The 23,955-nt window shown below is 72.6% G+C and carries 25 protein-coding genes; 13 read left to right on the forward strand and 12 right to left on the reverse strand.

Going from position 1 to position 23,955, the window contains the following annotated elements:
- Positions 1-28: 28 nt before the first annotated feature.
- Positions 29-1,663: an MFS transporter gene (locus ACTFTM_RS11835; RefSeq protein WP_449565834.1), complete on the forward strand. Its 1,635-nt coding sequence runs from the start codon at positions 29-31 to the stop codon at positions 1,661-1,663.
- Here the strand turns inward: ACTFTM_RS11835 and ACTFTM_RS11840 are convergent.
- From ACTFTM_RS11840 to ACTFTM_RS11855, 4 genes are all read right to left on the reverse strand, one after another.
- Positions 1,653-2,156 (reverse strand): hypothetical protein, encoded by a 504-nt coding sequence (locus ACTFTM_RS11840; RefSeq protein ID WP_421475758.1) that lies wholly within the window; start codon positions 2,154-2,156, stop codon positions 1,653-1,655. The two genes, ACTFTM_RS11835 and ACTFTM_RS11840, sit on opposite strands and share 11 nt — an antisense overlap.
- Before the next feature lie 84 nt (positions 2,157-2,240).
- The gene (locus tag ACTFTM_RS11845; RefSeq protein ID WP_449565835.1) at positions 2,241-3,872 is read right to left on the reverse strand and encodes a RecQ family ATP-dependent DNA helicase; all 1,632 of its coding nucleotides are present in this window, start codon (positions 3,870-3,872) and stop codon (positions 2,241-2,243) included.
- 75 nt (positions 3,873-3,947) lie between these two features.
- A complete protein-coding gene (locus tag ACTFTM_RS11850) occupies positions 3,948-4,898 on the reverse strand; it encodes a TIGR03557 family F420-dependent LLM class oxidoreductase (RefSeq protein WP_449565836.1) in 951 nt (316 codons plus the stop codon).
- Positions 4,899-4,986: 88 nt separating this feature from the next.
- Complete coding sequence (locus ACTFTM_RS11855) at positions 4,987-5,112, reverse strand: hypothetical protein (RefSeq protein ID WP_355237685.1); 126 nt, start codon at positions 5,110-5,112, stop codon at positions 4,987-4,989.
- Positions 5,113-5,322: 210 nt separating this feature from the next.
- Between ACTFTM_RS11855 and ACTFTM_RS11860 the strand changes: the two genes are divergently transcribed.
- Positions 5,323-6,816, forward strand: coding sequence for a glycoside hydrolase family 3 protein (locus ACTFTM_RS11860; RefSeq protein WP_449565837.1), 1,494 nt, complete (start codon positions 5,323-5,325; stop codon positions 6,814-6,816).
- A gap of 2 nt (positions 6,817-6,818) precedes the next feature.
- Here ACTFTM_RS11860 and ACTFTM_RS11865 read toward each other — a convergent pair whose 3' ends face one another.
- Complete coding sequence (locus tag ACTFTM_RS11865) at positions 6,819-7,109, reverse strand: GNAT family N-acetyltransferase (RefSeq protein WP_449565838.1); 291 nt, start codon at positions 7,107-7,109, stop codon at positions 6,819-6,821.
- Positions 7,106-8,332 carry a cysteine desulfurase-like protein gene (locus tag ACTFTM_RS11870; protein WP_449565839.1) on the reverse strand — a complete coding sequence of 409 codons (1,227 nt, stop codon included), beginning with the start codon at positions 8,330-8,332 and terminating at the stop codon, positions 7,106-7,108. Before ACTFTM_RS11870 ends, ACTFTM_RS11865 begins: the two co-directional genes overlap by 4 nt.
- 75 nt (positions 8,333-8,407) lie before the next feature.
- Between ACTFTM_RS11870 and ACTFTM_RS11875 the strand changes: the two genes are divergently transcribed.
- The 7 genes from ACTFTM_RS11875 (at position 8,408) to ACTFTM_RS11905 (ending at position 12,799) form a co-directional block, all read left to right on the forward strand.
- Positions 8,408-8,773: a hypothetical protein gene (locus ACTFTM_RS11875; protein WP_449565840.1), complete on the forward strand. Its 366-nt coding sequence runs from the start codon at positions 8,408-8,410 to the stop codon at positions 8,771-8,773.
- Positions 8,774-8,833: 60 nt separating this feature from the next.
- The gene (locus ACTFTM_RS11880) at positions 8,834-9,655 is read left to right on the forward strand and encodes a DUF1206 domain-containing protein (RefSeq protein ID WP_449565841.1); all 822 of its coding nucleotides are present in this window, start codon (positions 8,834-8,836) and stop codon (positions 9,653-9,655) included.
- 82 nt (positions 9,656-9,737) lie between these two features.
- Positions 9,738-10,925, forward strand: coding sequence for a mechanosensitive ion channel family protein (locus ACTFTM_RS11885; protein WP_449565842.1), 1,188 nt, complete (start codon positions 9,738-9,740; stop codon positions 10,923-10,925).
- 319 nt (positions 10,926-11,244) lie between these two features.
- Positions 11,245-11,679, forward strand: a complete 435-nt coding sequence (locus ACTFTM_RS11890; RefSeq protein WP_355053394.1) for a phage holin family protein — start codon at positions 11,245-11,247, stop codon at positions 11,677-11,679.
- Positions 11,676-12,038: a DUF3618 domain-containing protein gene (locus ACTFTM_RS11895; protein ID WP_396802475.1), complete on the forward strand. Its 363-nt coding sequence runs from the start codon at positions 11,676-11,678 to the stop codon at positions 12,036-12,038. The genes ACTFTM_RS11890 and ACTFTM_RS11895 overlap by 4 nt, the downstream gene beginning before the upstream one ends.
- Positions 12,035-12,307 carry a DUF4235 domain-containing protein gene (locus ACTFTM_RS11900; protein WP_007458126.1) on the forward strand — a complete coding sequence of 91 codons (273 nt, stop codon included), beginning with the start codon at positions 12,035-12,037 and terminating at the stop codon, positions 12,305-12,307. Before ACTFTM_RS11895 ends, ACTFTM_RS11900 begins: the two co-directional genes overlap by 4 nt.
- A 288-nt stretch (positions 12,308-12,595) precedes the next feature.
- Positions 12,596-12,799, forward strand: a complete 204-nt coding sequence (locus tag ACTFTM_RS11905; protein ID WP_011905669.1) for a cold-shock protein — start codon at positions 12,596-12,598, stop codon at positions 12,797-12,799.
- A gap of 126 nt (positions 12,800-12,925) precedes the next feature.
- Here the strand turns inward: ACTFTM_RS11905 and ACTFTM_RS11910 are convergent, their stop codons facing one another.
- Together ACTFTM_RS11910 and ACTFTM_RS11915 are read right to left on the reverse strand one after the other, a co-directional pair.
- Complete coding sequence (locus tag ACTFTM_RS11910) at positions 12,926-13,120, reverse strand: hypothetical protein (protein WP_449565843.1); 195 nt, start codon at positions 13,118-13,120, stop codon at positions 12,926-12,928.
- A gap of 94 nt (positions 13,121-13,214) precedes the next feature.
- Complete coding sequence (locus ACTFTM_RS11915; protein WP_449565844.1) at positions 13,215-14,198, reverse strand: aldo/keto reductase; 984 nt, start codon at positions 14,196-14,198, stop codon at positions 13,215-13,217.
- Between the two features lie 82 nt (positions 14,199-14,280).
- On the opposite strand from ACTFTM_RS11915, the gene ACTFTM_RS11920 reads away from it, so the two are divergent.
- Both ACTFTM_RS11920 and ACTFTM_RS11925 read left to right on the forward strand, forming a co-directional pair.
- Positions 14,281-15,078: a trans-aconitate 2-methyltransferase gene (locus ACTFTM_RS11920; RefSeq protein ID WP_449565845.1), complete on the forward strand. Its 798-nt coding sequence runs from the start codon at positions 14,281-14,283 to the stop codon at positions 15,076-15,078.
- Positions 15,075-16,097: an adenosine deaminase gene (locus ACTFTM_RS11925; protein ID WP_449565846.1), complete on the forward strand. Its 1,023-nt coding sequence runs from the start codon at positions 15,075-15,077 to the stop codon at positions 16,095-16,097. Before ACTFTM_RS11920 ends, ACTFTM_RS11925 begins: the two co-directional genes overlap by 4 nt.
- 302 nt (positions 16,098-16,399) lie before the next feature.
- On the opposite strand, the gene ACTFTM_RS11930 is transcribed toward ACTFTM_RS11925, so the two are convergent.
- The gene (locus ACTFTM_RS11930) at positions 16,400-17,806 is read right to left on the reverse strand and encodes a HAMP domain-containing sensor histidine kinase (protein WP_449565847.1); all 1,407 of its coding nucleotides are present in this window, start codon (positions 17,804-17,806) and stop codon (positions 16,400-16,402) included.
- A 29-nt stretch (positions 17,807-17,835) separates the two neighbouring features.
- On the reverse strand, positions 17,836-18,525 hold the full coding sequence (locus ACTFTM_RS11935) for a response regulator transcription factor (protein WP_074318485.1): 690 nt from the start codon (positions 18,523-18,525) through the stop codon (positions 17,836-17,838).
- A 73-nt stretch (positions 18,526-18,598) separates the two neighbouring features.
- Between ACTFTM_RS11935 and ACTFTM_RS11940 the strand changes: the two genes are divergently transcribed.
- Positions 18,599-19,564, forward strand: coding sequence for an ADP-ribosylglycohydrolase family protein (locus ACTFTM_RS11940; RefSeq protein ID WP_449565848.1), 966 nt, complete (start codon positions 18,599-18,601; stop codon positions 19,562-19,564).
- A gap of 240 nt (positions 19,565-19,804) precedes the next feature.
- Here ACTFTM_RS11940 and ACTFTM_RS11945 read toward each other — a convergent pair whose 3' ends face one another.
- Positions 19,805-20,791 (reverse strand): DUF1775 domain-containing protein, encoded by a 987-nt coding sequence (locus tag ACTFTM_RS11945; RefSeq protein WP_449565849.1) that lies wholly within the window; start codon positions 20,789-20,791, stop codon positions 19,805-19,807.
- Positions 20,792-20,967: 176 nt separating this feature from the next.
- Here ACTFTM_RS11945 and thrS point away from each other — a divergent pair, with 176 nt between their 5' ends.
- Positions 20,968-22,977, forward strand: a complete 2,010-nt coding sequence (thrS, locus tag ACTFTM_RS11950) for a threonine--tRNA ligase (RefSeq protein WP_449565850.1) — start codon at positions 20,968-20,970, stop codon at positions 22,975-22,977.
- Positions 22,978-23,160: 183 nt separating this feature from the next.
- On the opposite strand, the gene ACTFTM_RS11955 is transcribed toward thrS, so the two are convergent.
- Positions 23,161-23,889 carry a D-Ala-D-Ala carboxypeptidase family metallohydrolase gene (locus ACTFTM_RS11955; RefSeq protein ID WP_449565851.1) on the reverse strand — a complete coding sequence of 243 codons (729 nt, stop codon included), beginning with the start codon at positions 23,887-23,889 and terminating at the stop codon, positions 23,161-23,163.
- Positions 23,890-23,955 lie beyond the last annotated feature (66 nt).

Here is a 23,955-nt window from a genome sequence, read left to right on the forward strand (position 1 = left end):
TCCTTGCCCCGCCATCCTAGTTCTGCGTATGGTCTACGCATTAAAGCGTACGACATACGCAGAAGGAGTCTCCATGACAGCGACGACCGCACCGGCGCCCCGAGCGGGCCGGCGGGAATGGATCGGATTCGCGGTGCTGATGCTGCCGCTGCTCCTCGTCTCGATGGACGTGTCGGTGCTCTACTTCGCCGTCCCGTTCATCAGCGAGGAGCTGCGGCCCAGCGCCACCCAACAACTCTGGATCTTCGACATCTACGGCTTCGTGCTGGCCGGGCTGCTGATCACCATGGGCGCACTGGGCGACCGGATCGGCCGACGTCGGCTCCTGCTGCTGGGCGCCACCGCGTTCGGGGCGGCGTCCCTGCTGGCCGCTTACGCCGACAGCGCCGCCACCCTGATCGCCGCGCGCGCCGTGCTCGGCGTCGGCGGGGCCACCCTGATGCCGTCCACGCTCGCCCTGGTGCGCAACATGTTCCACGACGCGAAGCAGCGGGGAGCCGCCATCGGCATCTGGACCGCCACGCTCACCGGCGGCATCGCCATCGGACCGGTGCTCAGCGGCGTCCTGCTGGAGCACTTCTGGTGGGGCTCCATCTTCCTGATCAACATTCCGGCGATGCTGCTCCTGCTCCTGCTCGCCCCGGTCCTGGTGCCCGAGTTCCGCAACCCCGTACGCGGACGGTTCGACCTGGTCAGCGCGGTGCTGTCGCTCGGCACGCTGCTGCCGGTGATCTACGGCATCAAGGAGATGGCCCGCGACGGCGTCAGCGCGGCGCGGGTGCTGGCGGTCGTCGCCGGCCTGCTGGTCGGGGCGCTCTTCCTGCACCGGCAGCGGACCCGGACGTACCCGATGATCGACCTGGCGCTGTTCCGCCGCCACGGCTTCGCGGGGTCGCTGGCGGTCAACCTGCTCGCGATGTTCGCCCTGGTGGGGTTCGCCATCTTCACCACCCAGCACCTCCAGTTGGTGCTCGGGATGAGTCCGCTGCGGGCGGCCCTGTGGAGCCTGGTGCCGTCGCTCGCGGTCGGCGGCGTCGCCCCGGCCGCCGCCGCGCTCGCCCAGCGTGTCGAGCGGGCGTGCCTGATCGGCACCGGCTTCGTGATCGCCGTCGTCGGTTTCGCGGTGCTGACCCGGGTCACGCCCGACACGTCACTCTGGGTGCTGCTCGTCGGAGCGAGCGTGTACGCGGGCGGCCTGGTGATGGTGATGTCGCTCGTCACCGAGCTGGTGCTGGGCGCGGCGCCCCCGGAGCAGGCCGGTGTCGCCTCCGCGCTGACCGAGTCCAGCAGCGAGCTGGGCGGTGCGCTGGGAATGGCCATCCTGGGCAGTGTGGGGGCCGGGATCTACCGCCGCGAGATCCTCGACGAGCTGCCGGCCGGACTGCCGACGGGTGCCCGGGACGCGGCCGGCGAGACCCTGGGCGGCGCGCTCGCCGTGACCCGGGGACTACCGGCCCAGGTCGGTGACGCGGTGCTGCACGCGGCCCGGTTCGCCTTCACCGACGGGCTGCACCTCGCCGCCATCGCCGCCATGGTGGCGATGGCGCTCGGCGCGGTGACCGCGCTGCTGACGCTGCGCGGCGTCCGGCCGGCCGACCCCGCGGCGCTGGCCGCCGAGCCGACCGAACCGTCGCCGTCGCACGCCGCTGCGGTCAGTCGTTGAGCACGTGGGCGAGTCGGTCGCGGAACCGCCGCTCGGAGTCGCTGACCGACTCGCCGCCGAGGCCCAGCAGACCGCCGCTGGACGCGGCGCCCACCACCTGGTCGGCGATGGTCACCAGCCAGTGCTTGTACGCGCCGGCCTCGCCCTCGTCGACCCGGGCGGCCAGCAGCACCGCCGCCTCACGGGCCCGCACCAGCACGTCGTCGATGTACGCCTGCGGGTCGGCGGGCGCGATGACCGGCAGTTCCTCGCCGGCCTCGGGGTCGCCGACCCGGGTCACGATCTCACCGGCCACGGCGGCGACCAGCGGGTTGGCCGACTCCCGGCCCGCCCCGATGGATTCCAAACCGGCCGCGTTCTCCGCCATCGTCCGGCGGGTGCCGTCGGACTCGGCGGCGCTCGCCGCGGTCAGCACCGACTGCGGCAGGCCGACCAGCAGCCCCCACTCCTCGTCGGAGAAACCGAAACCGGTGTACGCCGGCTGCTCGATCACGGCAATGCCCCTTCCGCCCTGCTCTGTGTGGTCAATCGGTGCTGCTTTGTCGATCCACCGGGCCCGTGCGGTGCCCGGGTCAGGCTAGTCCAGGGTCAGCAGGCCCTGCTCGGACACCACGCGCACCGACAGCGTCTTGTAGCCGACCTCGTCGAAGAGGACCGTCATCTTGTCGTCCTCGTAGCTGAGCACCAGGCCACGTCCCCACTCGCCGTGACGCACCTGACTGTGCACCGGGAACGGCCCGACCGCGCCCTCGTCGGCGACGCTGGTGCCCCGGTGGCAGTTGTCGCAGTGCGCGCAGACCTCGGTCATCTGCTCGCCGAAGTAGGCCAGCAGGGTCTGTCCGCGGCAGGCGGTGGTCTCGGCGAACGCCCGCATCATGTCGGTACGCGAACGCGTCACCGTCTGCTGCCGTTCCGCCTCGGCCAGGGCCGCCGCCGCCGCGTCGGCGGGTGCGGGGGAGTAGCGCGGGGCTCCGATGCGCTGACGGGCGCGGGGTTCGGCAGCCCCTACCTGCTCCAGCAGCGACAGGTACTGGCCCAGCTTGCGTGGCCCCAGGCCGGTGGTCTCCCGCAGCTCGGTCTTGGTGGCCGGCTTGCGGCGCAGCAGCGCGGCCAGGTCCCGCAACTCGTTCTCGTCCGGCAGGCCGCCGCTGAAGAACCGTTGCAGGCCCACGTCCTCGGCCCGCCAGAGCAGCAGCACCCGGGCCGGTTGCCCGTCCCGCCCGGCACGGCCGATCTCCTGGAAGTAGCTGTCCGGCGAGTCGGGCAACGCCGTGTGCACCACCCAGGCGATGTTCGGCTTGTCGATGCCCATGCCGAACGCCGAGGTGGCCACCATGATGGGCACCTGGTCGGCGAGGAACGCCTCGTGCAGGTCGTTGCGCGCGCCGGCCGGCATCCCACCGTGGTAGAACTGCGCCGGGAATCCCGCCTTGGTCAACTTCTCGGCCAACTCCTCGGCCGAGCGGCGGGTCGGCACGTAGATGATTCCGGGCCGCTCGTCGTCGCGCAGCAGGGCGATCAACCGCCGCCACCGGTAGTCCTCGTCGGGGCAGTGCGCCACCTCCAGGAAGAGGTTGGGCCGGTCCAGCCCGGAGACCACCACCTCCGGTTCGCGCAGCCGCAGCCGGGCGATGATGTCGTCACGTACGGGCGGGGAGGCGGTGGCGGTCAGCGCGACCACCGGCGGTCGGCCGATGCCCTCGATGAGGTGGCCCAGCGCCAGGTAGTCGGGACGGAAGTCGTGCCCCCAGGCGGAGATGCAGTGCGCCTCGTCGATCGCCACCAGCGCCGGCTTCAGCGCGGCGACCTCGGCCATCCGGTCGGGGTTGCTCAACTGCTCCGGCGTGATGAACAGGAACTCCGCCCGCCCGGCCCGGATCTCGGCGATCGCCTCGGCCTGCTGTGTGGCCGACTCGTTCGAGCTGATCCGTACCGCTCGCAGCTCGGGACGTTGCCGCTCGTTGAGCGCGGCGATCTGGTCCTGCTGGAGCGCCAGCAGCGGGGAGATCACCACGGTCGGGCCGGGGATCAGGCTGGCCGGGATCTGGTAGATCGCCGACTTGCCGGCGCCGGTGGGCAACACCACCAGGGCGTCGTGTCGCTTCATCACCGCGCGCATGGCGGCGAGCTGGTTGGGCCGCAACGCTTTCCAGCCGAAAAGGCTCTTCGCCGCGCGGCGCAACGTCATCGAGTGCGTGGACAGTTTCATCGAGGGCCGGAGGTACCCGAGCCCATGACCACCGAAACACCTTCGGACAATCATGGGCTCGGGGTGCGTTCCGTCTCACCGTAGGCGGGGCAGGACCTCGCTCTGGTAGAGGTCGAACAGCCCCTGGAAGTGCGGGCCGGTGTTGGCCACGTACAGCTCGTCGAAACCGGCCTTGGCGTACTTGTCGATCATCTCCAGGTGCGCGTCGGCGCTGTTGCCGCAGACGAACGCCTCCCGCACCATGTCCTGCGTGACCAGCTCGGAGGCCTGCTCGAAGTGGCGGGGCGAAGGCAGCACCTGCGACAGCTCGCCCGGCACGCCCGCGTTGGGCCAGCGCTCGTACGCGATCCGCGCGCCCTCGGTCTCGCTGGCCGCGAACGCCGCCTTGAACCCGGCCTGGCACGGCTTGTCGCCGCCGCCGTTCTCCCGGAAGCGCCGGACCAGCTCGCCGTCGGGCATGGTGCTCACGTAGCCGTCGCCGATGCGGGCGGCCAGGTCGACGGCCTTCGGCCCGAACCCGGAGAGGTAGACCGACGGCGGGGTGTCCGGCAGCGTGTAGACCCGGGCGTTCTCCACCGTGTAGTGCGTGCCCCGGTGGTTGACGAAGTCGCCCCGCCACAGCTCGCGCATGACCTCGACGGCCTCCTCGAGCATCTCCAGCCGCACGTCGGCGGACGGCCAGGCGTCGCCGAAGATGTGCTCGTTGAGCGCCTCGCCGGTGCCGACGCCGAGCACGAACCGACCACCGTGCAGCACCGCGCTGGTCGCCGCCGCCTGGGCGATCACGGCCGGGTGGATCCGTACGGTCGGGCAGGTCACCGCCGTGGTCACCGGCAGCGAGCAGACCTGGCTGAGAGCGCCGATCATCGACCAGACGAAGGGACTCTGCCCCTGCGCGTCGACCCAGGGGTGGTAGTGGTCGGAGATCCACAGTGCCTCGAAGCCGGCCGCCTCGGCGCCGCGAGCCTGCGCCAGCAGCTCGGCCGGCGTGTACTCCTCACTGGACAGAAAGTACCCGATCTTCATGGCTTCCCCTTCGGCGCGCGGACCTGCTGACGGGCAGAGCCGTACCCCGGTCGCGGCGGGCCACACCGGTGGGTCGGTGACCGATCGATCAGCGTCGGCCGAACATCGCCCGGATCGCGGCGAGCAGCAGCAGGGCGCCCACCACCAGGCCGAGCAGGCGTACGCCGGGGATGTCGGCCGGGCTCGTGGCGTCGGCCAGCAGGGCGGTGTCCATGCCCTGACTCTTCCCGGGAACGGTCCCGCCCGGCAACTGTAAGGTTTATTGACTATTGAATCGCTCGGTGTGACCATGGCAGCACCGCCTGCCCAGGGCGGTGCGCCGAGGGCGCGCGAGAGATGGGGTACGGGGCCGCATGAGCGAGCGCAACCAGCGGGTCGGCGTCACCGCGCCGACGAGGAACGTCGACCGTTCCGAGGCGACGGCGTGACCGCGCCGGCCGGGCACCTTCCGACGTTGGCCGCAGCCGTCCTGCAACCCGGATTCGTCGGCACCACGCCGCCGCCCTGGGTGTGCCGCTGGCTCGGCGAAGGGCTCGGCTCGGTGGTGCTGTTCGCCCGCAACGTCGTCGACACCGCCCAGGTGGCGGCGCTGACCGCGACGCTGCGCGCCGAGCGGCCGGACGTCATCGTGGCGATCGACGAGGAGGCCGGCGACGTCACCCGGATCGAGTCCGCCCGGGGCAGCTCCCGACCGGGCAACTACGCCCTCGGCGCGGTCGACGACCCGGAGCTGACCGAGGCCGTCGCCCGCGATCTCGGCGTGGAGCTGGCGGCCGCCGGTGTGACCCTCGACTACGCGCCCGACGCCGACGTCAACTCCAACCCGGCCAACCCGGTGATCGGCGTCCGTTCGTTCGGGGCCGACCCGGAACTCGTCGCGCGGCACACCGCCGCCTGGATCCGCGGCCTCCAGGGCGGTGGCGTGGCCGCCTGCGCGAAACACTTCCCCGGGCACGGCGACACCCGCGTCGACTCCCACCACGACCTGCCGCGCATCACCGCCGACCGGGCCCGCCTCGACGCCTGCGAGCTGGCCCCGTTCCGTGCCGCCGTGGCGGCCGGCGCGCAGGCGGTCATGACCGGCCACCTGCTGGTGCCCGCGCTCGACGCCGACCTGCCGGCCACGCTGAGCCAGCGCATCCTGGGTGGCCTGCTCCGCGACGAGCTGGGCTTCTCCGGCGTGGTCGTGACCGACGCGGTGGAGATGCGCGCGGTCGCCGACCGGTACGGCTTCGCCGGCGCCGCCGTGCGGGCGCTCGCCGCCGGGGCCGACGCCATCTGCGTCGGCGGCGAGCGGGCCGACGAGGAGGCCGCCCGGGAACTGCGTGACGCCATCGTGGCCGCCGTCGTCTCCGGCGAGCTGCCCGAGGAACGCCTCGCCGAGGCCGCCAAGCGCGTCGGTCAGCTCGCCGCCTGGACGGTGGCCGCCCGCGCCGCCCGCCCCAGCGCCGCCCACCGGGCCACCGACGTCGGACTGGTCGCCGCCCGACGGGCCGTACGGGTCACCACCGGCCCGGACGCGCCGGTCGCACTGCCCCTGACCCGCGCCGCCCACGTGGTCGAGTTCGAGCCGCCGCGCAACATCGCCATCGGGGCGGAGACCCCGTGGGGCATCGGTGGCCCGCTGGACGAGCTGCTGCCCGGCACGACGACGGTCCGCCACGCCGAGCACGACGTGCCCGCCGATCCGGGAGCCGACGCCGGTGAGCGTCCGCTGGTGCTGGTTGTCCGAGACCTGCACCGGCACGACTGGATGCGCGCGGCGGTACGGCGGACGCTCGCCGCCCGGCCGGACGCGGTCGTGGTCGAACTGGGCGTGCCCGAGCTGGTCGTCGGCGCGGTGCACCTGGCCACCCACGGCGCCACCCGGGCCAGCGGGCGGGCCGCCGCCGAGGTGCTGACCGGCCGGACCGGCTGACGCTACGGCAGATCGGCCACCAGGTCGGCGTACTCGGGGTGCTTGTCGATGAACGCCGCCACGAACGGGCACTGCGGCACCACGCGGCCGCCCCGGGCGCGCACCTGGTCGAGGGTGGCGCGGATCAACGCGCCACCGACACCCTTGCCCTGGAAGCTCGGGTCCACCTGGGTGTGCGTGAAGACCAGCACCTCCTCGCCACGCGGCACGTACGCGGTGAAGCCGGCCAACGCGTCGTCGACCAGGATCTCGAACCGGTTCTTGGCGGGATTGTCCTCGACGAGGGTGTTCACGGGGCCATTGTCCCCGCTCCGGCGGCCACCACGTCGAGTTCGGCGAGCAAACGGTCCACCTCGTCCACCGTGTTGTAGTGGTAGATGCTGGCCCGCACCGCGCCACCGCTGTCGCGCAGACCCATCGTCCGGAAGTACTCGTAGGCGTAGTAGTCGCCGGACGAGAGGCAGAACCCGGCGTCGCCCAGGGCCCGCTGGGTCTCCAGCGGCGTCAGCCCGGCGACCCGGAAGGAGACCGTCGGGCAGCGCCGGGCCGGCGAGCCGTAGACGGTGACGGCGGGCCGCTCGGCGAGACCGGCGAGCAGCCGCTCCAGCAGCGCCTCCTCGTGGGCCTGCGCGGCGGCCAGCCCCGCCCGCAACCCCGCCCGGCGGTCACCGGTCGCGGCCGGGTCCAGAGCGGCGAGGTGCTCCACGGCGGCCGTCACGCCGGCCAGCAGCGGAAAGCTCGGGGTGCCGTACTCGAAACGGTCCGGCACCGCGTCGGAGGACGGCACCAGCTTCGCCGGGCGCAGCGCCGCCCACCGGCTCGGATCGGCGACCATCGCGGCCAGGTGCGGTCCGGACCACTTGTACGCGCTGGTGACCAGCACGTCCGCGCCGAGCGACGCCAGGTCGGTCGGCCCGTGCGGCACCGAGTGCACGCCGTCCACGCAGACCAGCGCCCCGACCGCGTGTGCGATCTTGGCGATTGCCGGGACGTCCGGCACGGTGCCGATGGCGTTGCTGCCGGCGGTCACCGCGACCAGCCGGGTGCGCTCGCCCACCAGGTCGGCGTACTGGCCGGTGGGCAGCTCACCGGTGTGCCGGTCCACCTCGGCCCAGCGCACCGTCGCGCCGGCCGCCTCGGCGGCCTGCACCCACGGGCGCACGTTGGCGTCGTGGTCGAGCCGGGACACCACCACCTCGTCGCCGGGCCGCCAGGTCGCGCCGAGGGTACGGGCCAGGGTGTACGTGAGCGCGGTCGCGCTCGGCCCGAGCACCACCCCGTCCGGCTCGGCGCCGAGCAGGTCGGCGACCGCCGCGCGGGCCTGCGCCACCATCTCCAGCGAGCGACGACCCGGCGTGAAGGCGGCGCTGCGGTTGCCGACGGCCGCGCGCATGGCGTCGGTGACCGCGTCGATCACACCGGCCGCGGTCTGCGTGCCTCCGGCGCCGTCGAAGTGGACGAAGCCCTCGGTCAGGGCGGGATAGGCGGCCCGGGTGCGGGCGATGTCGAAGGCCATGCCCGGACCCTAGCCGGGACGCCTGCCACGCTCGCCCCCGCCCGGTCGTCGCGGACGTCTCGTACCCTTGGCGGGGTGACGAACCGACGCACCACCATCGGACTGCCCCCCGTCCGCCGTGCCGCCGGCCTGGTCGCCGCCGTGGCGCTCGGCCTCGCCGTGCTCGCCGGCTGCAGCTCCCAGGGCGCCTCCACCGACTGCGGCCTGGACGCCTGCACGGTCACCTTCGAGCGGGGTGTCGAGGCGAGCGCCACCATCCTGGGCGTCGAGGCCAAGCTGGTCGGCGCCGAGGGCGACCAGGTGACCGTCGAGGTCGCCGGCGAGCAGCTCACCCTCACCACCGGTCAGCAGGCCACCGAAGCGGGTGGCTTCGCGGTGACCGTCGACAGCGTCACCGACCAGCAGGTCAAGATCCGCGTTTCCCGGAACCCGGGCAACTGACCTGCCCCGGGCGGCGGTGGCCGACGTTTGGAAATCCTCCGTTTCGGAGATTGTGACGCCATGTCACTCACCCGTAGCGCCGAAGCCACCGCCTCCCGTACGGCGGACAACCGGTGGCTGGAACTTCTCGCCCGGGCCGGCTTCATCGGCTACGGCATCGTCCACCTCCTCTTCGCCTGGTTGGCGTTGCAGATCGCGTTCGGCACGTCGTCCGACGACGGCGACCAGTCCGGCGCGCTGCGTACCCTCTCCGCACAGCCCCTCGGCAAGTTCCTCGTCATCGCCGTCGCGGTCGGCCTGCTCGCCATGGCGATCTGGCAGGGCCTCGAAGCGGCGGGCGGGCACCGCGCCGAGCGCGGCAAGGAGCGGACCATGGAGCGGCTGGCCTCGGCCGGCCGGACCGTCGTCTACCTCTACTTCGCCTGGACCGCCTTCAAGGTGTTCTCCGAGGCCGGGTCGAACAGCGCCGACAGCCAGGAGGCGCTGAGCGGCAAGCTGATGACCTCCACCGGTGGCCGCTGGCTGGTCGGCCTGGCCGGGCTGGTGGTCGCGGCGATCGGCATCGGCCTGGTCATCTACGGCATCCGCAAGACGTTCGAGAAGCACCTCAAGACCGGCGAGATGAGCCCGAAGACCCGCCAGTTGGCCCGCCGCCTCGGCATCGCCGGGTATGTCGCCAAGGGTGTCGCGTACGGCATCGCCGGCCTGCTGGTCATCGTCGCCGCGGTGAAGTACGACCCGGAGAAGGCCCGCGGTCTGGACGCCGCCCTGCACACGCTGCGCGAGCAGTCGTACGGCTCGCTCCTGCTGACCCTGGTCGCCCTCGGCATCGCCGCCTTCGGCGTCTACTGCTTCCTCCAGTCCCGGTACCGCAAGGTCTGAACTGGTCGATACCGAGGACGTCGGGCACTATTGGGCTTTTGCCCGAAGTCCCGCCGCTCGGTCGAAGGGAAGCGCCCCACTCGTGCAGAGTTATCTCGAAACGACCGTCGCCGCGCTCGCCGCGGCGGCGGTCGCCCTCTTCCTCGTCGAGGTCGTCCACCGGCTCACCCGGCGGTTCGGCCGCCGGTCCCTGTTGTTGACCGAGCTGACCGACCACGCGCACCGCCCGTTCCAGGTCGCCGCCACGGTCCTCGCGGTGCAGTTCGCCGTCCGCTTCACCACCGGGTACGCCGTCGGCGAGAGCTGGCGGCGTCTCCTGCTGCACCTGCTGGTGCTCTGCGTGATCGCCAGCACGGCCTGGCTGGTGGCGGCGCTGCTGATCGTCGTCGAGGACACCGCGCTCGCCCGGTTCCGGGTCGACGTGCCCAACAACCGGCACGCCCGGCGGGTGCGTACCCAGGTGGTGATGCTGCGTCGGCTGACCATCGCGGTGATCGTCATCCTGACCGTCGGCGTGATGCTGATGACGTTCCCGAGCGTGCGAGGCATCGGCGCCGGCGTGCTGACCTCCGCCGGTGTCGTCGGCGTGGTGGCCGCGCTGGCCGCCCAGAGCCTGCTCGGCAACGTCTTCGCCGGGCTGCAACTCGCCTTCAGCGACGCGGTCCGCCTCGACGACGTGGTGGTCGTCGAGGGGGAGTGGGGTCGGATCGAGGAGCTGACCCTCAGCTACGTGGTGGTCCAGATCTGGGACGACCGGCGGCTGATCCTGCCCACCTCGTACTTCACCAGCAAGCCGTTCCAGAACTGGACCCGCACGGAGGCGGCCGTGCTCGGAACCGCCGAGTTCGACGTCGACTGGGCCGTACCGGTGCAGATCATGCGGGAGGAGCTGCGCCGGCTGGTCGAGGGCACCGAGCTGTGGGACGGCCGGGTCTGCGTCCTCCAGGTCACCGATGCCACCGGCGGGATGGTGCGGCTGCGCGCGCTGGTCAGCGCCGCCGACGCGGGCAGCCTGTGGGACCTGCGCGCCCTCGTCCGCGAGCACCTGGTCGGCTGGATCCGGGACAACCGGCCCACGGCGATGCCCCGGGTCCGCACCGAGCTGGGTGACGCCAACAGCAACCTGTCCTGGCAGTGGGTGCAGCCGAGGCGGCCGGTGCGCCGCCCCTCCGACACGGAGGCGCCGGACGACGCCCGCGTCTTCGGTGGCAGCGACGACGGCGACGCCCGCAGCGAGGCTTTCGTAGGCCCCGAAGAGTCCCGCGCCTGACCCAGTTCCACCCCCTCACCCACCCCCACCCGGGGACCACCCCGTTGATCATGAAGTTGTTGCCACGACACGCCGGAGTGAGTGGCGACAACTTCATGATCAACGCAAATGGGAGGGGTGGGGGGTGGGGTCTGGGAGGTTTGGTTGGGGTTGCGCGGGGGATGTGCTGCCGGACGTCTCTGCCGTGATCGGGGTTGATCCACGCCAGCCTGTCGGCGCGGCATCCGGACAACGGCGACAGGTCGCCGCACCTCGAGTTTTAGGATTGACGGGCGACGACTCCGGGCATACAGCGCGGTGATGAGGAAAGGAGGACAGCATGGCTGACGTGGCGAATGCCCGCACATCCCGTAATGGGAGCGAGCCCTCCACCGCCGAGCTGGTGCAGCGGGCCACCGAACAGGTATCCCGTCTGGTGCGGGACGAACTGGCGCTGGCCCGGGCGGAGTTGACCCAGAAGGGCAAGCACGCCGGTATCGGGATCGGCCTGTTCGGCGGCGGCGGGGCGCTGGCGTTCTACGGCCTGGGCGCGCTCGTCGTCACGGCCATCCTGCTGCTGGATCTGGTGCTGCCCGCCTGGGCCGCCGCGTTGATCGTGGCGGTGGCGCTCTTCCTGGTGGCCGGCATCCTCGCGCTGGTGGGCAAGAAGCAGGTCAGCCGTGCGGTTCCGCCGGTGCCGGCGGCGACGGTCCGCAGCCTTCGGGCCGACGTGGACACCGTGGCCGCTGCCGTGAAGGACAGGGGACGGGCATGACGGGCAACGGGACGGGTGACACCGAGGCCCTGCGCGAGGAGATCCGCCGTACCCGGGTGGAGCTGGGCGAGACCATGGAGGCGTTGGCCGCGAAGGCGGACGTCAAGGCCCGCCTGAAGGAGTCCGCCGAGCAGGCGAAGGAGCGGATGCGCGAGCAGGCGGCGCAGACCGTGGCCCGGGTCCGCGGGCAGGCCGCGCGCGGCGCCGGAATGGCACGCGCCCAGGCGTACGACAAGGGCGGCCTGGTCCGCGAGAAGAGCGAGCTGGTTCGACGCAACCCGGTGCCGTGGGCGGCGATCGCCGCCAGCGCGGTGGCCACCGTGGTGGTGCTGATGATCGTGCGGGGGAGGCGTAGGTGAGCAGGAGCATCGGCAAGGTCGCGTACCGGCCGGTCGGCGTGTTGTTGGGTATCGCCGCGGGCACGGTGGCCGGCGCGATCTTCCGACAGGTCTGGAAGGTCACGGCGGGCGACGGCGAGGCGCCGAACGCCACCGACGAGGACCGTGGTTGGGGCGAGATCCTGGCCGCCGCGGCGTTGCAGGGGGCCATCTTCGCGGTGGTCCGTGCCGCCGTGGACCGGGGCGGGGCGGTCGGCGTCCGTCGGATGACGGGCCACTGGCCGGACTGAGCAGGACATCGATGTCAGGCCCCCTTCCCCATCGACGGGAGGGGGGCCTTTCGCACGACCGGACACGCCGCCCAGCGATCTCGGGCATCCGTCAGGTCACATGTCGGAGAAATTCGTCGGACAGGTCGTGCAGACTTTTTGCGTACGTGATTTGCTGTTCCACGCTGTTGCGAGATGGCGTGGGTTGAGAGAAGTCTCCTTCGCGGGGGCCGCCTCAGACGCCGCTGCTCGAAAACGGCCAATCGGCCGCACGGCGTGCACGGCCGCCAGTTTTAGAAGGAGATACACATGGCGCAGGGAACCGTGAAGTGGTTCAACGCTGACAAGGGCTTCGGCTTCATCACCGTCGACGGCGGGGGTGCTGACGTGTTCGTCCACTTCTCGGCCATCCAGACCAGCGGCTACCGCACGCTGGAGGAGAACCAGCGGGTGGAGTTCGAGATCGCTCAGGGTCAGAAGGGCCCGCAGGCCGAGCAGGTCCGTCCCCTCTGACGCATCTGACCGGCCCCCGCCGGTCAGTGGGACGGCCCGGTCCGGGCTTGTTGACGTGAAGCCCCGTATCCCGCACCCGGGATGCGGGGCTTTCCACGTCCACCACTTCGAGCCGGCGTCCAGCCCTCAGAGCCGGCGTCGCGAACGCAGCCCCAGCCAGAGCACCACCAGCCCGGCGACGGCCACGATCGGACCGACCACCACCCAGAGCGTCTCGTCGGTCATCACGCTGCCGCTGACGTAACCGAGGCCCTGGACCGTCCACACAGCACCGATCACCACGGCCAGCAGGCCGAGGCTGAGTGTCAGCCAACCCCTCATCGCGCGCCCTCCTCGCCTCCTCCGGCGGCACGCCGCCCCGGGCGTCCAGCATCGCCGGTCCGACGGCGCGACGCGAACACCCGGGATCGGCGGCTCACCACCGGTCGTGAACCTGCGGGCGGATCAGCTCGTCGTAGACCTCGCGTACACCGGTCAGTTGGGCGGCCGTGAGCGGCGGCAGGTCGGCCGCGGCGGCGTTGCGCCGGGCCTGCTCGGCGTCCCGGGCGCCGGGGATGACGACGGTGACGCCGGCCTGGTCCAGCACCCACCGCAGCGCGAACTGGGCCATGGTGCGGTCGGCGTCGACCAGGGGCGCGAGCCGGCGTACGGCGGCGAGCCCCTGCGTGTAGTCGACCCCGGAGAACGTCTCGCCCACGTCGAACGCCTCGCCGTGCCGGTTGTAGTTGCGGTGGTCGTCGGCGGGGAACTCGGTGTGTTCGTCGTAGCGGCCGGACAGCAGCCCGCTGGCCAGCGGCACCCGGGCGATGATGCCGACGCCGGCCTGCGCGGCCGCCGGCAGCACCTGCTCCAGCGGCTTGTGCCGGACGGCGTTGAGGATGATCTGGACGCTGGCCACGCCGGGCCGCGCGATGGCGGTCAGCGCCTGGTCGCAGGTCTCCACGCTGACGCCGTAGCCGGCGATGGCCTTGGAGGCGACGAGCGTGTCCAGGGCGTCGAAGACGGCGTCGTCGGCGAAGACGGCGCTCGGCGGGCAGTGCAGCTGGACCAGGTCCAGGGTGTCCACCCCGAGGTTGGCCCGGGACCGGTCGGTCCACTGCCGGAAGTTGGCCAGGGTGTACGCCTCCGGCCGCTGCTCGACGCGCCGGCCCATCTTGGTGGCGACGGTCAGGCCGGCGTCCGGCCGGGAGCGCAGGAAGCGGCCGATCAGCTGCTCGCTGCGGCCGTCGCCGTACACGTCGGCGGTGTCCAGGAAGGTGACCCCGGCGTCCACGGCCGCGCTGAGCACCGCCATGGCGTCGGTCTCGCTGACCGTTCCCCAGTCGGCGCCGAGCTGCCAGGCGCCGAGGCCGACGACTCCGACGGTGCGGCCGAGCCGCGTGAAGCTGCGCTGTTCCATGCCCCGAGCCTAGTGATCGGGTTGCCGGGCTGCCACGCGAGTCGTACCGTCAACAAGACGGACGTACGGTTTGGAGGCGGCGATGTGGGATCCGACGACGTACCTACGCTATTCCGACGAGCGCTCCCGACCCTTCCACGACCTGCTCAACCGGGTCCCCGCCGTCCGGCCGCGGACGGTTGTCGACCTCGGCTGCGGTCCCGGCCACCTCACCGCCACCCTGGCCGAACGCTGGCCGGACGCCCGGATCATCGGCCTCGACTCCGCGCCCGAGATGATCGACCGTGCGCGGACCCTGCCGACCTCCGTCGAGTTCGCCGTCGCCGACCTGCGCGACTGGCGTCCGACCGGCGACGAGGACGTGGTGGTGACCAGCGCGGCGTTGCAGTGGGTGCCCGGCCACCAGGAGCTGCTGCGTCGCTGGGCCGTCGAGCTGCCCGCCGGCGCCTGGCTCGCCGTGCAGGTCCCCGGCAACTTCGACGCCCCGTCGCACCGGGCGCTGCGCGAGGTCGCCGGTCACCCGGCCTGGCGGGCCGAGCTGGCCCCGCTCCAGCGTGCCGACCCCGTCGACGATCCGGCCGACTACGCCGAACTGCTGACCGCCGCCGGCTGCGCGGTGGACGCCTGGGACACTACCTACGTGCACCTGCTGCCGGCCGATCCCGCCGCCGACCACCCGGTGCTGGCCTGGATGGAGGGCACCGCGCTGCGGCCAGTCCGGGCCGCGCTGGACGCCGCCGGCTGGTCGGCCTTCCGGGCCGAGCTGGGGGTACGCCTCAACGCCGCCTACCCGGTCCGGCACGGTCAGGTGTCCTTCCCGTTCCGCCGCGTCTTCGTCGTCGCCCGCACCGGCGGCGCCCCCGCACAGGAGAACCCGTGACCGATCTGACCACCTTCATCGCCGGTCTGCCCAAGGTGGAGCTGCACGTGCACCACGTCGGCTCCGCCTCGCCCCGGATCGTCTCCGAGCTGGCCGCCCGCCACGAGGGGCGTACCCCCGTCCCGAGCGACCCGGACGCGCTCACCAGCTACTTCGAGTTCCGCGACTTCGCGCACTTCATCGAGGTCTACCTGAGCGTCGTCGACCTCATCCGGGACCCGGAGGACGTCTGGCTCCTCACCCACGAGGTGGCCCGGGAACTGGCCCGCCAGCAGGTCCGGTACGCGGAGCTGACCATCACCCCGTACTCGCACGTCCGACGGGGAATTCCCGCGCCGGCGTTCTGCGAGGCGATCGAGGACGCCCGTAAGCGCGCCGCCGCCGACTTCGGCCTCGACCTGCGCTGGTGCTTCGACATCCCGGGCGAGGCCGGCCTGCCGGCCGCCGAGGAGACGCTGCGCATCGCCCTCGACGAGCGCCCCGACGGACTCATCAGCTTCGGTCTCGGCGGTCCGGAGATCGGCGTACCCCGGCCGCAGTTCCGGCCCTTCTTCGACCAGGCCCGCGCCGCCGGGCTGCGCTCGGCGCCGCACGCCGGCGAGACCACCGGCCCGCAGACCGTCTGGGACGCCCTGCGCGAGCTGGGCGCCGAGCGGATCGGGCACGGCATCTCGGCCGCGCAGGACCCGGAGCTGCTCACCTACCTCGCCGAGCGGCAGATCGGGATGGAGATCTGCCCGACGTCGAACGTGCGGACCCGGGCCGTCGCGAGCCTCGACGAGCACCCGCTGCCCCGACTGGTCGAGGCCGGGCTGCTGGTCACCATCAACTCCGATGATCCGCCGATGTTCGGCACCACCCTCAACGACGAGTACGCGGTGGCGGCCCGACTGCTCGGGGCTGGCCCCGGGGAACTGGCCGCGCTGGCCCGCAACGCGGTGACCGCGTCCTTCCTCGACCCGGCCGGCAAGCAGCGGATCATCGAGGAGATCGACGCGTACGTCGCCAGCGCCGGCTGAGACACCAGGTGAGCGGGGCGCGCGGCGGGAGCGTGGGTGTGGGGGGACCTGAGACTCCCGCCGCGCGCACGGCTCCACCGGCCGGTGGGCGCGCGGGGCGCTGGCCGGTGGAACTGGTGGGTTCGTGCTCTGATCCTGTCAGCCCGCGGGCGCCTGACCGCCGTCGTTAATTCCGATCTAAGGAAGACTTGTGCCGCCGCACAGCCCAGGCCCGCCCGGCCGATCGGAGCGCCCCCGGCATCCGATCGGCCCGAGGGTCCTCGGCCGTCGGTCGACAGTGCTCGGTCGTCCGTCGACCGTGCTCAGTCGTCGTCGGTGGGACGTTGGCGGGGCCAGCGACGGCCGCTGCTCTTCTGCTCCCGGGCATCGCGCGCCATCCGGCCCACCAGGCCGAACCGGCTGACCTGCCGGGGCGTCGCGTCCGGGTCGGCGAGCAGCATCACCACGCTCGCGCCACCCAACCGGGCCCGGTCGATACTGACCGAGCCGTTCGCCTGCAACGCCACCCGCTTGGCGATGTCCAGGCCGAGCCCCGTCGAGCCCTGGTCGCTCGCACCCCGTCGCAGCGCCCGGTCCGGGTTGGCGATCCCCGGGCCGGCGTCGTCGATCCGGATCGCCACGTACCCGTCGCGGCGCGACACGGCCACCTCGAACGCCGTGCCCTGCGGGGTATAGCGGAAGACGTTGCCGATCACCGCGTCCAGCGCGGCGGCCAGCTCGGCCCGCGGCACCGGCGCGGGGATGCGCAGTTGTGCGCCGGTCACCCGGTGGGGCCGGTTCTGGTCACCGGCCAGCGCCGCCCAGAACACCATCCGGTCCCGGACCACCTCGCTGACGTCGCACATGGCCGGGCCGGCCTCGTGCGCCACCGCCTTGCGGGTCGTCTTGATCAGTACGTCGATCTCGCCCTCAAGGGTGACGATCGCCTGCCGGATACGCCGGATACCGCGCAACCGGTCCAGCTCCGCCGGGCTGAACGAGCCCACGCTGGTGTCGTCGGACTCCAGCGCCTCCGCGTCGAGCCGGAGCACGGTCAACGGCGTCCGCAGCCGGTGCGACAGGTCGGCCACCAGCTCCCGCTCGTCGGTGCGGGCCGCGTCCAGCCGGTCGGCCATCCGGTTGAAGGCGTACCCGGCCTCCGCCAGCTCGCGGGGGCCGGTCGGCTCCACGCGTACGCTCAGTTCGCCGTCACCGACGGACAGGGCCGCCTTGACCAGCCCCTGGGTGGCGTCCACCGCCCGGGCGGCCACCCGGTCGACCACCAGCACCGCCGCGCCGACCATCGCCGCGCCCACCGCGAACAGCAGCAACCAGGTGCCACCGGCGCCCTCACCCAACGTCGAGTCCGGCACGAACACCTCGACCACCGCCGTCCGGTCACCGAGGACCACCGGATCGAGCCGGACCACCCCGCCGTCGACGTCGGTGACCAGCGAACGCCGGTCCGCGCGGGCCCGATCCAGGTCGGCGCCACCGGCGCGGCCCGTGGACTCGTCCAGCCCCAGCCCGTACACCACCGGCCGGACGGCGGCGTCGTCGCCGCTCGCCACGACGGCCCGTTCGACGACCGCCTTGTCCGTGCTCACCGCCAACGCGCCGGTCACCAGCGCGCTGCGTCGGGCCGCGTCGGCGATCGCCTCCTCCCGCGTCTGCCCGCGCAGGCTCAACCCGAGCGGGATCAGGAAGGCGAGCGCGACGAGGCTGCACATGCCGGCCGTGAGCAGGGCCAGCGCCGTCCTCAGTCCGGTGCCACCAGCCGGAACCCGACCCCCCGCACGGTGCGCAGGTAGCGCGGCTTCGCCGCGGACTCGCCCATCTTTCGGCGGAGCCAGTACAGGTGTACGTCGATGGTCTGATCCTCGCCGACCGATGGCTGCCGCCATACCTCCTCCAAGAGTTCCCGGCGGGACACTACCCGCCCAGGTCGTGCGGCGAGATACGCCAGCAGGTCGAATTCCTTGCGGGTCAGCGCCAACGGCTCCCCGTCGAGATGGGCGCTGCGCTCACCGACGTCCACCCGCAGGCCGCCGACAGTGTGCACCGCCGGCTGCACCGTCCGGCTGGCCCGTCCGGCGCGCCGCAGCACCGTGGTGATGCGGGCGTCCAGGTGCGCGCCCGTGAACGGCTTGACCATGTAGTCGTCGGCGCCGGCGCGCAGCAGCTTGACCACCGACTGCTCGTCGTCGCGCGCGGTGGCGATGATGATCGGGATGTCGGTGATGCCGCGCAGCATCCGCAGCGCGTCCGAGCCGTCCAGATCGGGCAGGCCCAGATCCAACACCACGAGGTCGGGTGTCTCCGCGGCGACCCGTCGCAGCGCGTCCAGGGCGGTACCCACGGCGTGCACGGCGTGCCCCCGGTCAGCGAGGGACCGCAGCATCGCGCCGCGTACGACGTGATCGTCTTCGACCAGGAGCACGGAGGCCACGACAAGACGGTACTTGGCCTGGCAAGTTGATCGCGTTGCGACGTACCTGGGAAGCGGGCAAGCTGGTACGACGATGTCGTTCACCCTGTTCGCCGACGCTCGCCTGGCGCTCGCCCGGGACAGCCTCGCCGGCCTCTCCACCGGCGACGCGCTCGGCGAGCGGTACGCCCCGGCGGCCACGGCCGTCGTTCCCGATGACGTGCCCGGCGCGTGGCCGGACCCGTCGGGCGCGACCGATCCCGGGGCGGGCATCCTGCCACCGGCGCCCTGGGCCTGGACCGACGACACCGAGATGGCCTGCTCGGTCGTCGCCGAGCTGGCCGCGTCGGGCGCCATCGACCGGGATCGGCTGGCGCTGGCGTTCGCCGAGCGTTGCGACGCGCGGCGCGGCTACGGCGCGGGCGCGATGCTGATCCTGCGGCTGATCCGCACCGGCACGCCGTGGCCGGTGGCCGCCGCGTTGGCCTTCGACGGCCAGGGTTCCTGCGGCAACGGGGCGGCCATGCGGGTCGGCCCGCTGGGCGCGTACTTCGCCGACTCCACCGCCCGCGCGGCGGCGCAGGCCCGCGCCTCGGCCGAGGTGACCCACGCGCACCCCGAGGGGATCGCCGGCGCGGTCGCCGTGGCGGTGGCCGCCGCGCTCGCCGCCCGGGCCCGTCTGGACGGCCACCGACCGGTCCCGGCCCGGCTCCTCGCCGGGGTCGCCGCCGCGGTCGACGCGGGCACCGAGGTGCACCGAGGCGTACACCGCGGCATCGGCCTGCTCGGCCGCCCGCTGCCCCGCGTGGCGGCCGCGCTCGGCAACGGCGCCCGAGTGACCGCCCAGGACACCGTCGCGTTCACGCTCTGGGTCGCCGCCACCCACCTCGACGACTACCCGGCGGCGATCCGGACCTGCGTACGCGCCGGCGGTGACGTGGACACCACGGCCGCCATCGCGGGGGCGGTGGTGGCGGCGTACACCGGGGTCGGCACGCCGGGCGGTGTTCCCGACGCGTGGCTGGCCGCCCGCGAGCCGCTACCCGCCTGGCTGCCCTGACGACCCGGCGTGCCCGGACCGCCGACCATGCCCGGCCGTGCGCGCCGTGCCGTGCCCGGCCGTGCGCGCCGTGCCGAGACCGGCCGTGCCCGCCGTGCCGTGCCCGGCCGTGCGCGCCGTGCCGAGACCGGCTTGATCCACTCCGCATCGCCGATATCGGGCTAACCCGGGCGCAGGATAGGCCGATATCGGCGATCTCGTGTCGATCATGGGACTAGGTCGGGTTCGGCCAGCGTTCGCTCAGCTGGCGCGAGCCGGAGCGCCGACCGGGACCGCCTCCGCCGTCGTGTCGGGCTGTGCCGCCGCGCCGACCGCCGCCGTCTCGTCGGCCCGTACGACCACGTCGACCGCCGGCGTCTCGTCGGCCCGTGCGACCACGTCGACCGTCGTCGTGTCGGTGGGTGCCGCCGGATCGACCGGCTCGCCCGTGATCTCGGCCAGGGCCGAGTCCTCGGCCGGGTCGCGTCGACGCCACCGGCTGACCAGCCAGCCGATCGCCGCGCCGCCACCGAGGCCGGCCAGCAGGCCGGCGGCGAGCATCGCGTCCGCGTTGCCGGACTCCTCGCCGGAGCCGGCCGACGCGCGCGCCGCCGTGCCACCGCCGCCGGAAGCGCCGTCTGCGGCACCGTTCGCCGCGCCCGCCGCCGGCGCGCCATGGCCGCCGTGCACGGCCGGTCCGGCGGCGCCCGGGGCAGCCGGCAGCAGCGTCAGCACCGGCGCGCGGTGGTCGCCGCTCGCGTCCGCCCACCGCACGACGGTCCCGTCGGCGTACGTCTGGACGACCTCGAACGTGAGCCGCTCGGCCTGCGGCAGCGGACCCATGGACAGCGCCAGCCGGGCCGGGCCGCCCGCGCCCCCGCCGACGCGGACCCACGTCACCGCCGTGGTCACGGTGCTCACACCCGAGGAGTGGATGCCGGCCACCGGCTTGTCCAGGGTCTTGGAGTCGATCCGGGGCGCCCAGCCGTCGACCGACATCGGGTAGACCTCGGCCACCGGCGCGTCGGCCGGCAACCGGATCTCGATCTGCCTGGTCTTCGTGCCGGCCCGCTCCTCGGGCACGCTGAACTCCAGCCGTACGGCGTCGCCCTGCCGTGCCTCGGTCGGGGTGGTCGTCACGTCCGCGGCCTGCGCCGCCGCAGCGGGCCAGAGCAGCAGCCCGGCCGCGGTCAACGCGGTCACCGCCGCGATCCGCCGCGGACGGCCACCGCCGTGCGTGCTCGCCATTTCGTGCCCCCATCCGTCTCGGCGCGACCGGCACCGGTTTCCGGCCACACCACCTAGTTCGGATTCGGGACGCGAAAGGTTCAACGTGAGCCGTCCGGAAGGCGCCGACGGCGCGACCGATAGCATCGGCAGGGGCCGACTGTCGGCACCATGTCGTACCGCTTGGAGGAGTCACCGTGTCCGCACCCCGTACCCCCGCCGTGGCCGACCCCGTCGTCGTCGCCGCCGGGACGACGGCGGCCGACGCGGTGGCCGCGGCCGGACTGCCCGCGAACGGCCCCAAGGCGATCGTCGTGGTCCGCGACCCGCAGGGTCAGCTCCGTGACCTGGACTGGTCGCCCGCCGAGGAGACCGTGGTCGAGCCGGTCAGCCTGGACTCGCCGGACGGGCTCAACGTGCTGCGGCACTCCACCGCGCACGTCCTCGCCCAGGCCGTGCAGGACGTCTTCCCCGAGGCGAAGCTGGGCATCGGCCCGCCGATCGAGAACGGTTTCTACTACGACTTCGACGTCGACAAGCCGTTCCAGCCGGACGATCTCGCCAAGCTCGAGAAGCGCATGCAGGAGATCATCAAGTCCGGGCAGCGGTTCCGTCGCCGCCGCTTCGGCAGCCTGGACGAGGCGCGCGCCGAGCTGGCCGACGAGCCGTTCAAGCTGGAGTTGATCGAGGTCAAGGGCGAGGGCCTGGACACCGACGAGGTGATGGAGGTCGGCGGCGGCGAGCTGACCATCTACGACAACCTCGACGCCAAGGAGGACAAGGTCTGCTGGTCGGACCTGTGCCGGGGCCCGCACCTGCCGACCACCCGCCTGATCGGCGCGTTCAAGCTGATGCGCTCGGCCGCCGCCTACTGGCGCGGGTCGGAGAAGAACCCCCAGCTCCAGCGGGTGTACGGCACCGCGTGGCCGACCCGGGACGAGCTGAAGGCGTACCTGAAGCTCTTGGAGGAGGCCGCCCGGCGCGACCACCGCAAGCTGGGCGCGGACCTCGACCTGTTCAGCTTCCCCGACGAGATCGGCTCGGGCCTCGCGGTCTTCCACCCCAAGGGCGGCATCATCCGCCGGGAGATGGAGCACTACTCGCGGCGGCGGCACGAGGAGGCGGGGTACGAGTTCGTCAACACCCCGCACATCACCAAGGCGCAGTTGTTCCACACCTCGGGGCACCTGCCGTACTACGCGGACACCATGTTCCCGCCCATGCAGCTGGAGGGCGCGGACTACTACCTCAAGGCGATGAACTGCCCGATGCACAACCTGATCTTCAGGTCGCGCGGGCGGTCGTACCGGGAGCTGCCGCTGCGGATGTTCGAGTTCGGCACGGTCTACCGGTACGAGAAGTCCGGTGTCGTGCACGGCCTGACCCGGGTCCGGGGCCTCACCCAGGACGACTCGCACATCTACTGCACCCGCGAGCAGATGGCCGGTGAGCTGTCCACGCTGCTGAGCTTCGTGCTCGACCTGCTGCGTGACTACGGCCTGGACGACTTCTACCTGGAGCTGTCGACCCGCGACGACTCGCCCAAGTTCATCGGCGCGGACGAGGACTGGGAGGAGGCCACCGAGGCGCTGCGCACCGCCGCCGCGACCTCGGGCCTCGAGCTGGTGCCCGACCCGGGCGGCGCGGCGTTCTACGGGCCGAAGATCTCCGTGCAGGCCCGCGACGCGATCGGCCGGACCTGGCAGATGTCCACCATCCAGGTCGACTTCAACCAGCCGGAGCGCTTCGGGCTGGAGTACCAGGCCGCCGACGGCAGCCGTCAGCGTCCCGTGATGATCCACCGGGCGCTGTTCGGGTCGATCGAGCGGTTCTTCGGGGTGCTCACCGAGCACTACGCGGGCGCGTTCCCGGCCTGGCTGGCGCCCGTGCAGGTGGTCGGCATCCCGATCCGCGAGGACCACACCGACTACCTGCACGGTTTCGTGGCCGCGCTGCGCGCCGAGGGCATCCGCGCCCAGGTGGACGCGGGCGACGACCGGATGCAGAAGAAGATCCGTACGGCGCAGCAGCAGAAGATCCCGTTCATGGTGATCGCCGGCGACGACGACGTGGCCGCCGGCACGGTCTCGTTCCGCTACCGCGACGGCTCGCAGCGCAACGGTGTGCCGGTCGCCGAGGCGGTGACCCACGTCCTGGACGTGGTGACCTCCCGCACCAACATCGGCCCCTCCGCCGCCGCGGAGTAGCGCCTGCGCGCGGGTGCGTCGCCGCCCGCCCGCCGCCCGCCCACGGCCGCGCGCCGCCCGCGCGCCGCCCGTCGCCCGCCGCTTGATCGCGCTCGATCCACGATGTAGTGGCCTCCCCGCCGCGGGAGGCCACTACATCCATGTTCGAGCGCGATCTTCAGTCGCGAGGCGGGCTGCCCGTCGTCAGATGCCGCAGTTCGGCGCCGACCAGCCGCCGACCGCCGCCACGTGGGTGTGGTCGTTGTGGTCCGGGTAGCCGGGTCCGAGGATCTGGGCGAAGCCGTGGTAGCGGGCCTGCTGGGCGAGCCGGCAGAACGACGGTGAGCCGACCAGGTCGACCGCGTCGCCGTACAGGTGCCGGCTGTTCGACGCCCCGCCGACCGCGCTGTTGCACGCGTAGCTGCGGAAACTGCTGCTGATCGCGATGGGCACGTCGCCGAGGGCGTGCCGCAGCGCCTGGAGCTTCCACATGGAGACGAGCGCGTTGGCGCGGGCGGTGCTCGCCGACACCGCGCCGCCGGACCAGGTGCTGTTGCAGTTGTTCAGCTCGGCGTAGCTGAAGTTGGCAGGTGTGCAGTCGTCGTCCTGGAGCGCGTAGAGCCGGTTGAAGGTGTTCGGGCCGGCGATCCCGTCCGCGCCCAGCCCGTACGCCTGCTGGAAGCGGATCACCGCCGACCGGGTGGCCGGACCGAAGGCGCCGTCGATGGTGAGCACGGCGGCGTAGCCGGGGTAGCCGGCGACGCGGATCTGAAGTTGCCGGACGTCCTCGCCGGACATCCCCTGGGACAGGGTGCGGCCCCAGGTGTAGCAGCCGTCGGCGTGCGCGGCGCTGGAGGTGAGGGTGACCCCGGTCACCGTGGTGACGGCGGCCAGCGCGAGCGCCGCCAGAACCCTGCCGAGCTGACGGATCATGAAGTTCTCCATCCATTGATCTAATAACATGAATGAATGGAAGTTTCATGGCTGAGTCTCGACTCC

This window comes from Micromonospora sp. RB23, from assembly GCF_053585025.1.

Bases quoted from the DNA above. Each gene is read 5' to 3' on its own strand.
- ACTFTM_RS11890 (WP_355053394.1), top strand. From the start codon at position 11,245: ATGGCTGACGTGGCGAATGCCCGCACATCCCGTAATGGGAGCGAGCCC.
- ACTFTM_RS11835 (WP_449565834.1), top strand. From the start codon at position 29: ATGGTCTACGCATTAAAGCGTACGACATACGCAGAAGGAGTCTCCATG.
- ACTFTM_RS11850 (WP_449565836.1), bottom strand. From the start codon at position 4,898: ATGAAGATCGGGTACTTTCTGTCCAGTGAGGAGTACACGCCGGCCGAG.
- ACTFTM_RS11915 (WP_449565844.1), bottom strand. From the start codon at position 14,198: ATGGAACAGCGCAGCTTCACGCGGCTCGGCCGCACCGTCGGAGTCGTC.
- ACTFTM_RS11895 (WP_396802475.1), top strand. From the start codon at position 11,676: ATGACGGGCAACGGGACGGGTGACACCGAGGCCCTGCGCGAGGAGATC.
- ACTFTM_RS11940 (WP_449565848.1), top strand. From the start codon at position 18,599: ATGTCGTTCACCCTGTTCGCCGACGCTCGCCTGGCGCTCGCCCGGGAC.
- ACTFTM_RS11880 (WP_449565841.1), top strand. From the start codon at position 8,834: ATGTCACTCACCCGTAGCGCCGAAGCCACCGCCTCCCGTACGGCGGAC.
- ACTFTM_RS11910 (WP_449565843.1), bottom strand. From the start codon at position 13,120: ATGAGGGGTTGGCTGACACTCAGCCTCGGCCTGCTGGCCGTGGTGATC.
- ACTFTM_RS11905 (WP_011905669.1), top strand. From the start codon at position 12,596: ATGGCGCAGGGAACCGTGAAGTGGTTCAACGCTGACAAGGGCTTCGGC.
- ACTFTM_RS11955 (WP_449565851.1), bottom strand. From the start codon at position 23,889: ATGATCCGTCAGCTCGGCAGGGTTCTGGCGGCGCTCGCGCTGGCCGCC.
- ACTFTM_RS11930 (WP_449565847.1), bottom strand. From the start codon at position 17,806: ATGTGCAGCCTCGTCGCGCTCGCCTTCCTGATCCCGCTCGGGTTGAGC.
- ACTFTM_RS11945 (WP_449565849.1), bottom strand. From the start codon at position 20,791: ATGGCGAGCACGCACGGCGGTGGCCGTCCGCGGCGGATCGCGGCGGTG.
- ACTFTM_RS11920 (WP_449565845.1), top strand. From the start codon at position 14,281: ATGTGGGATCCGACGACGTACCTACGCTATTCCGACGAGCGCTCCCGA.
- ACTFTM_RS11870 (WP_449565839.1), bottom strand. From the start codon at position 8,332: ATGGCCTTCGACATCGCCCGCACCCGGGCCGCCTATCCCGCCCTGACC.
- ACTFTM_RS11845 (WP_449565835.1), bottom strand. From the start codon at position 3,872: ATGAAACTGTCCACGCACTCGATGACGTTGCGCCGCGCGGCGAAGAGC.
- ACTFTM_RS11855 (WP_355237685.1), bottom strand. From the start codon at position 5,112: ATGGACACCGCCCTGCTGGCCGACGCCACGAGCCCGGCCGACATCCCC.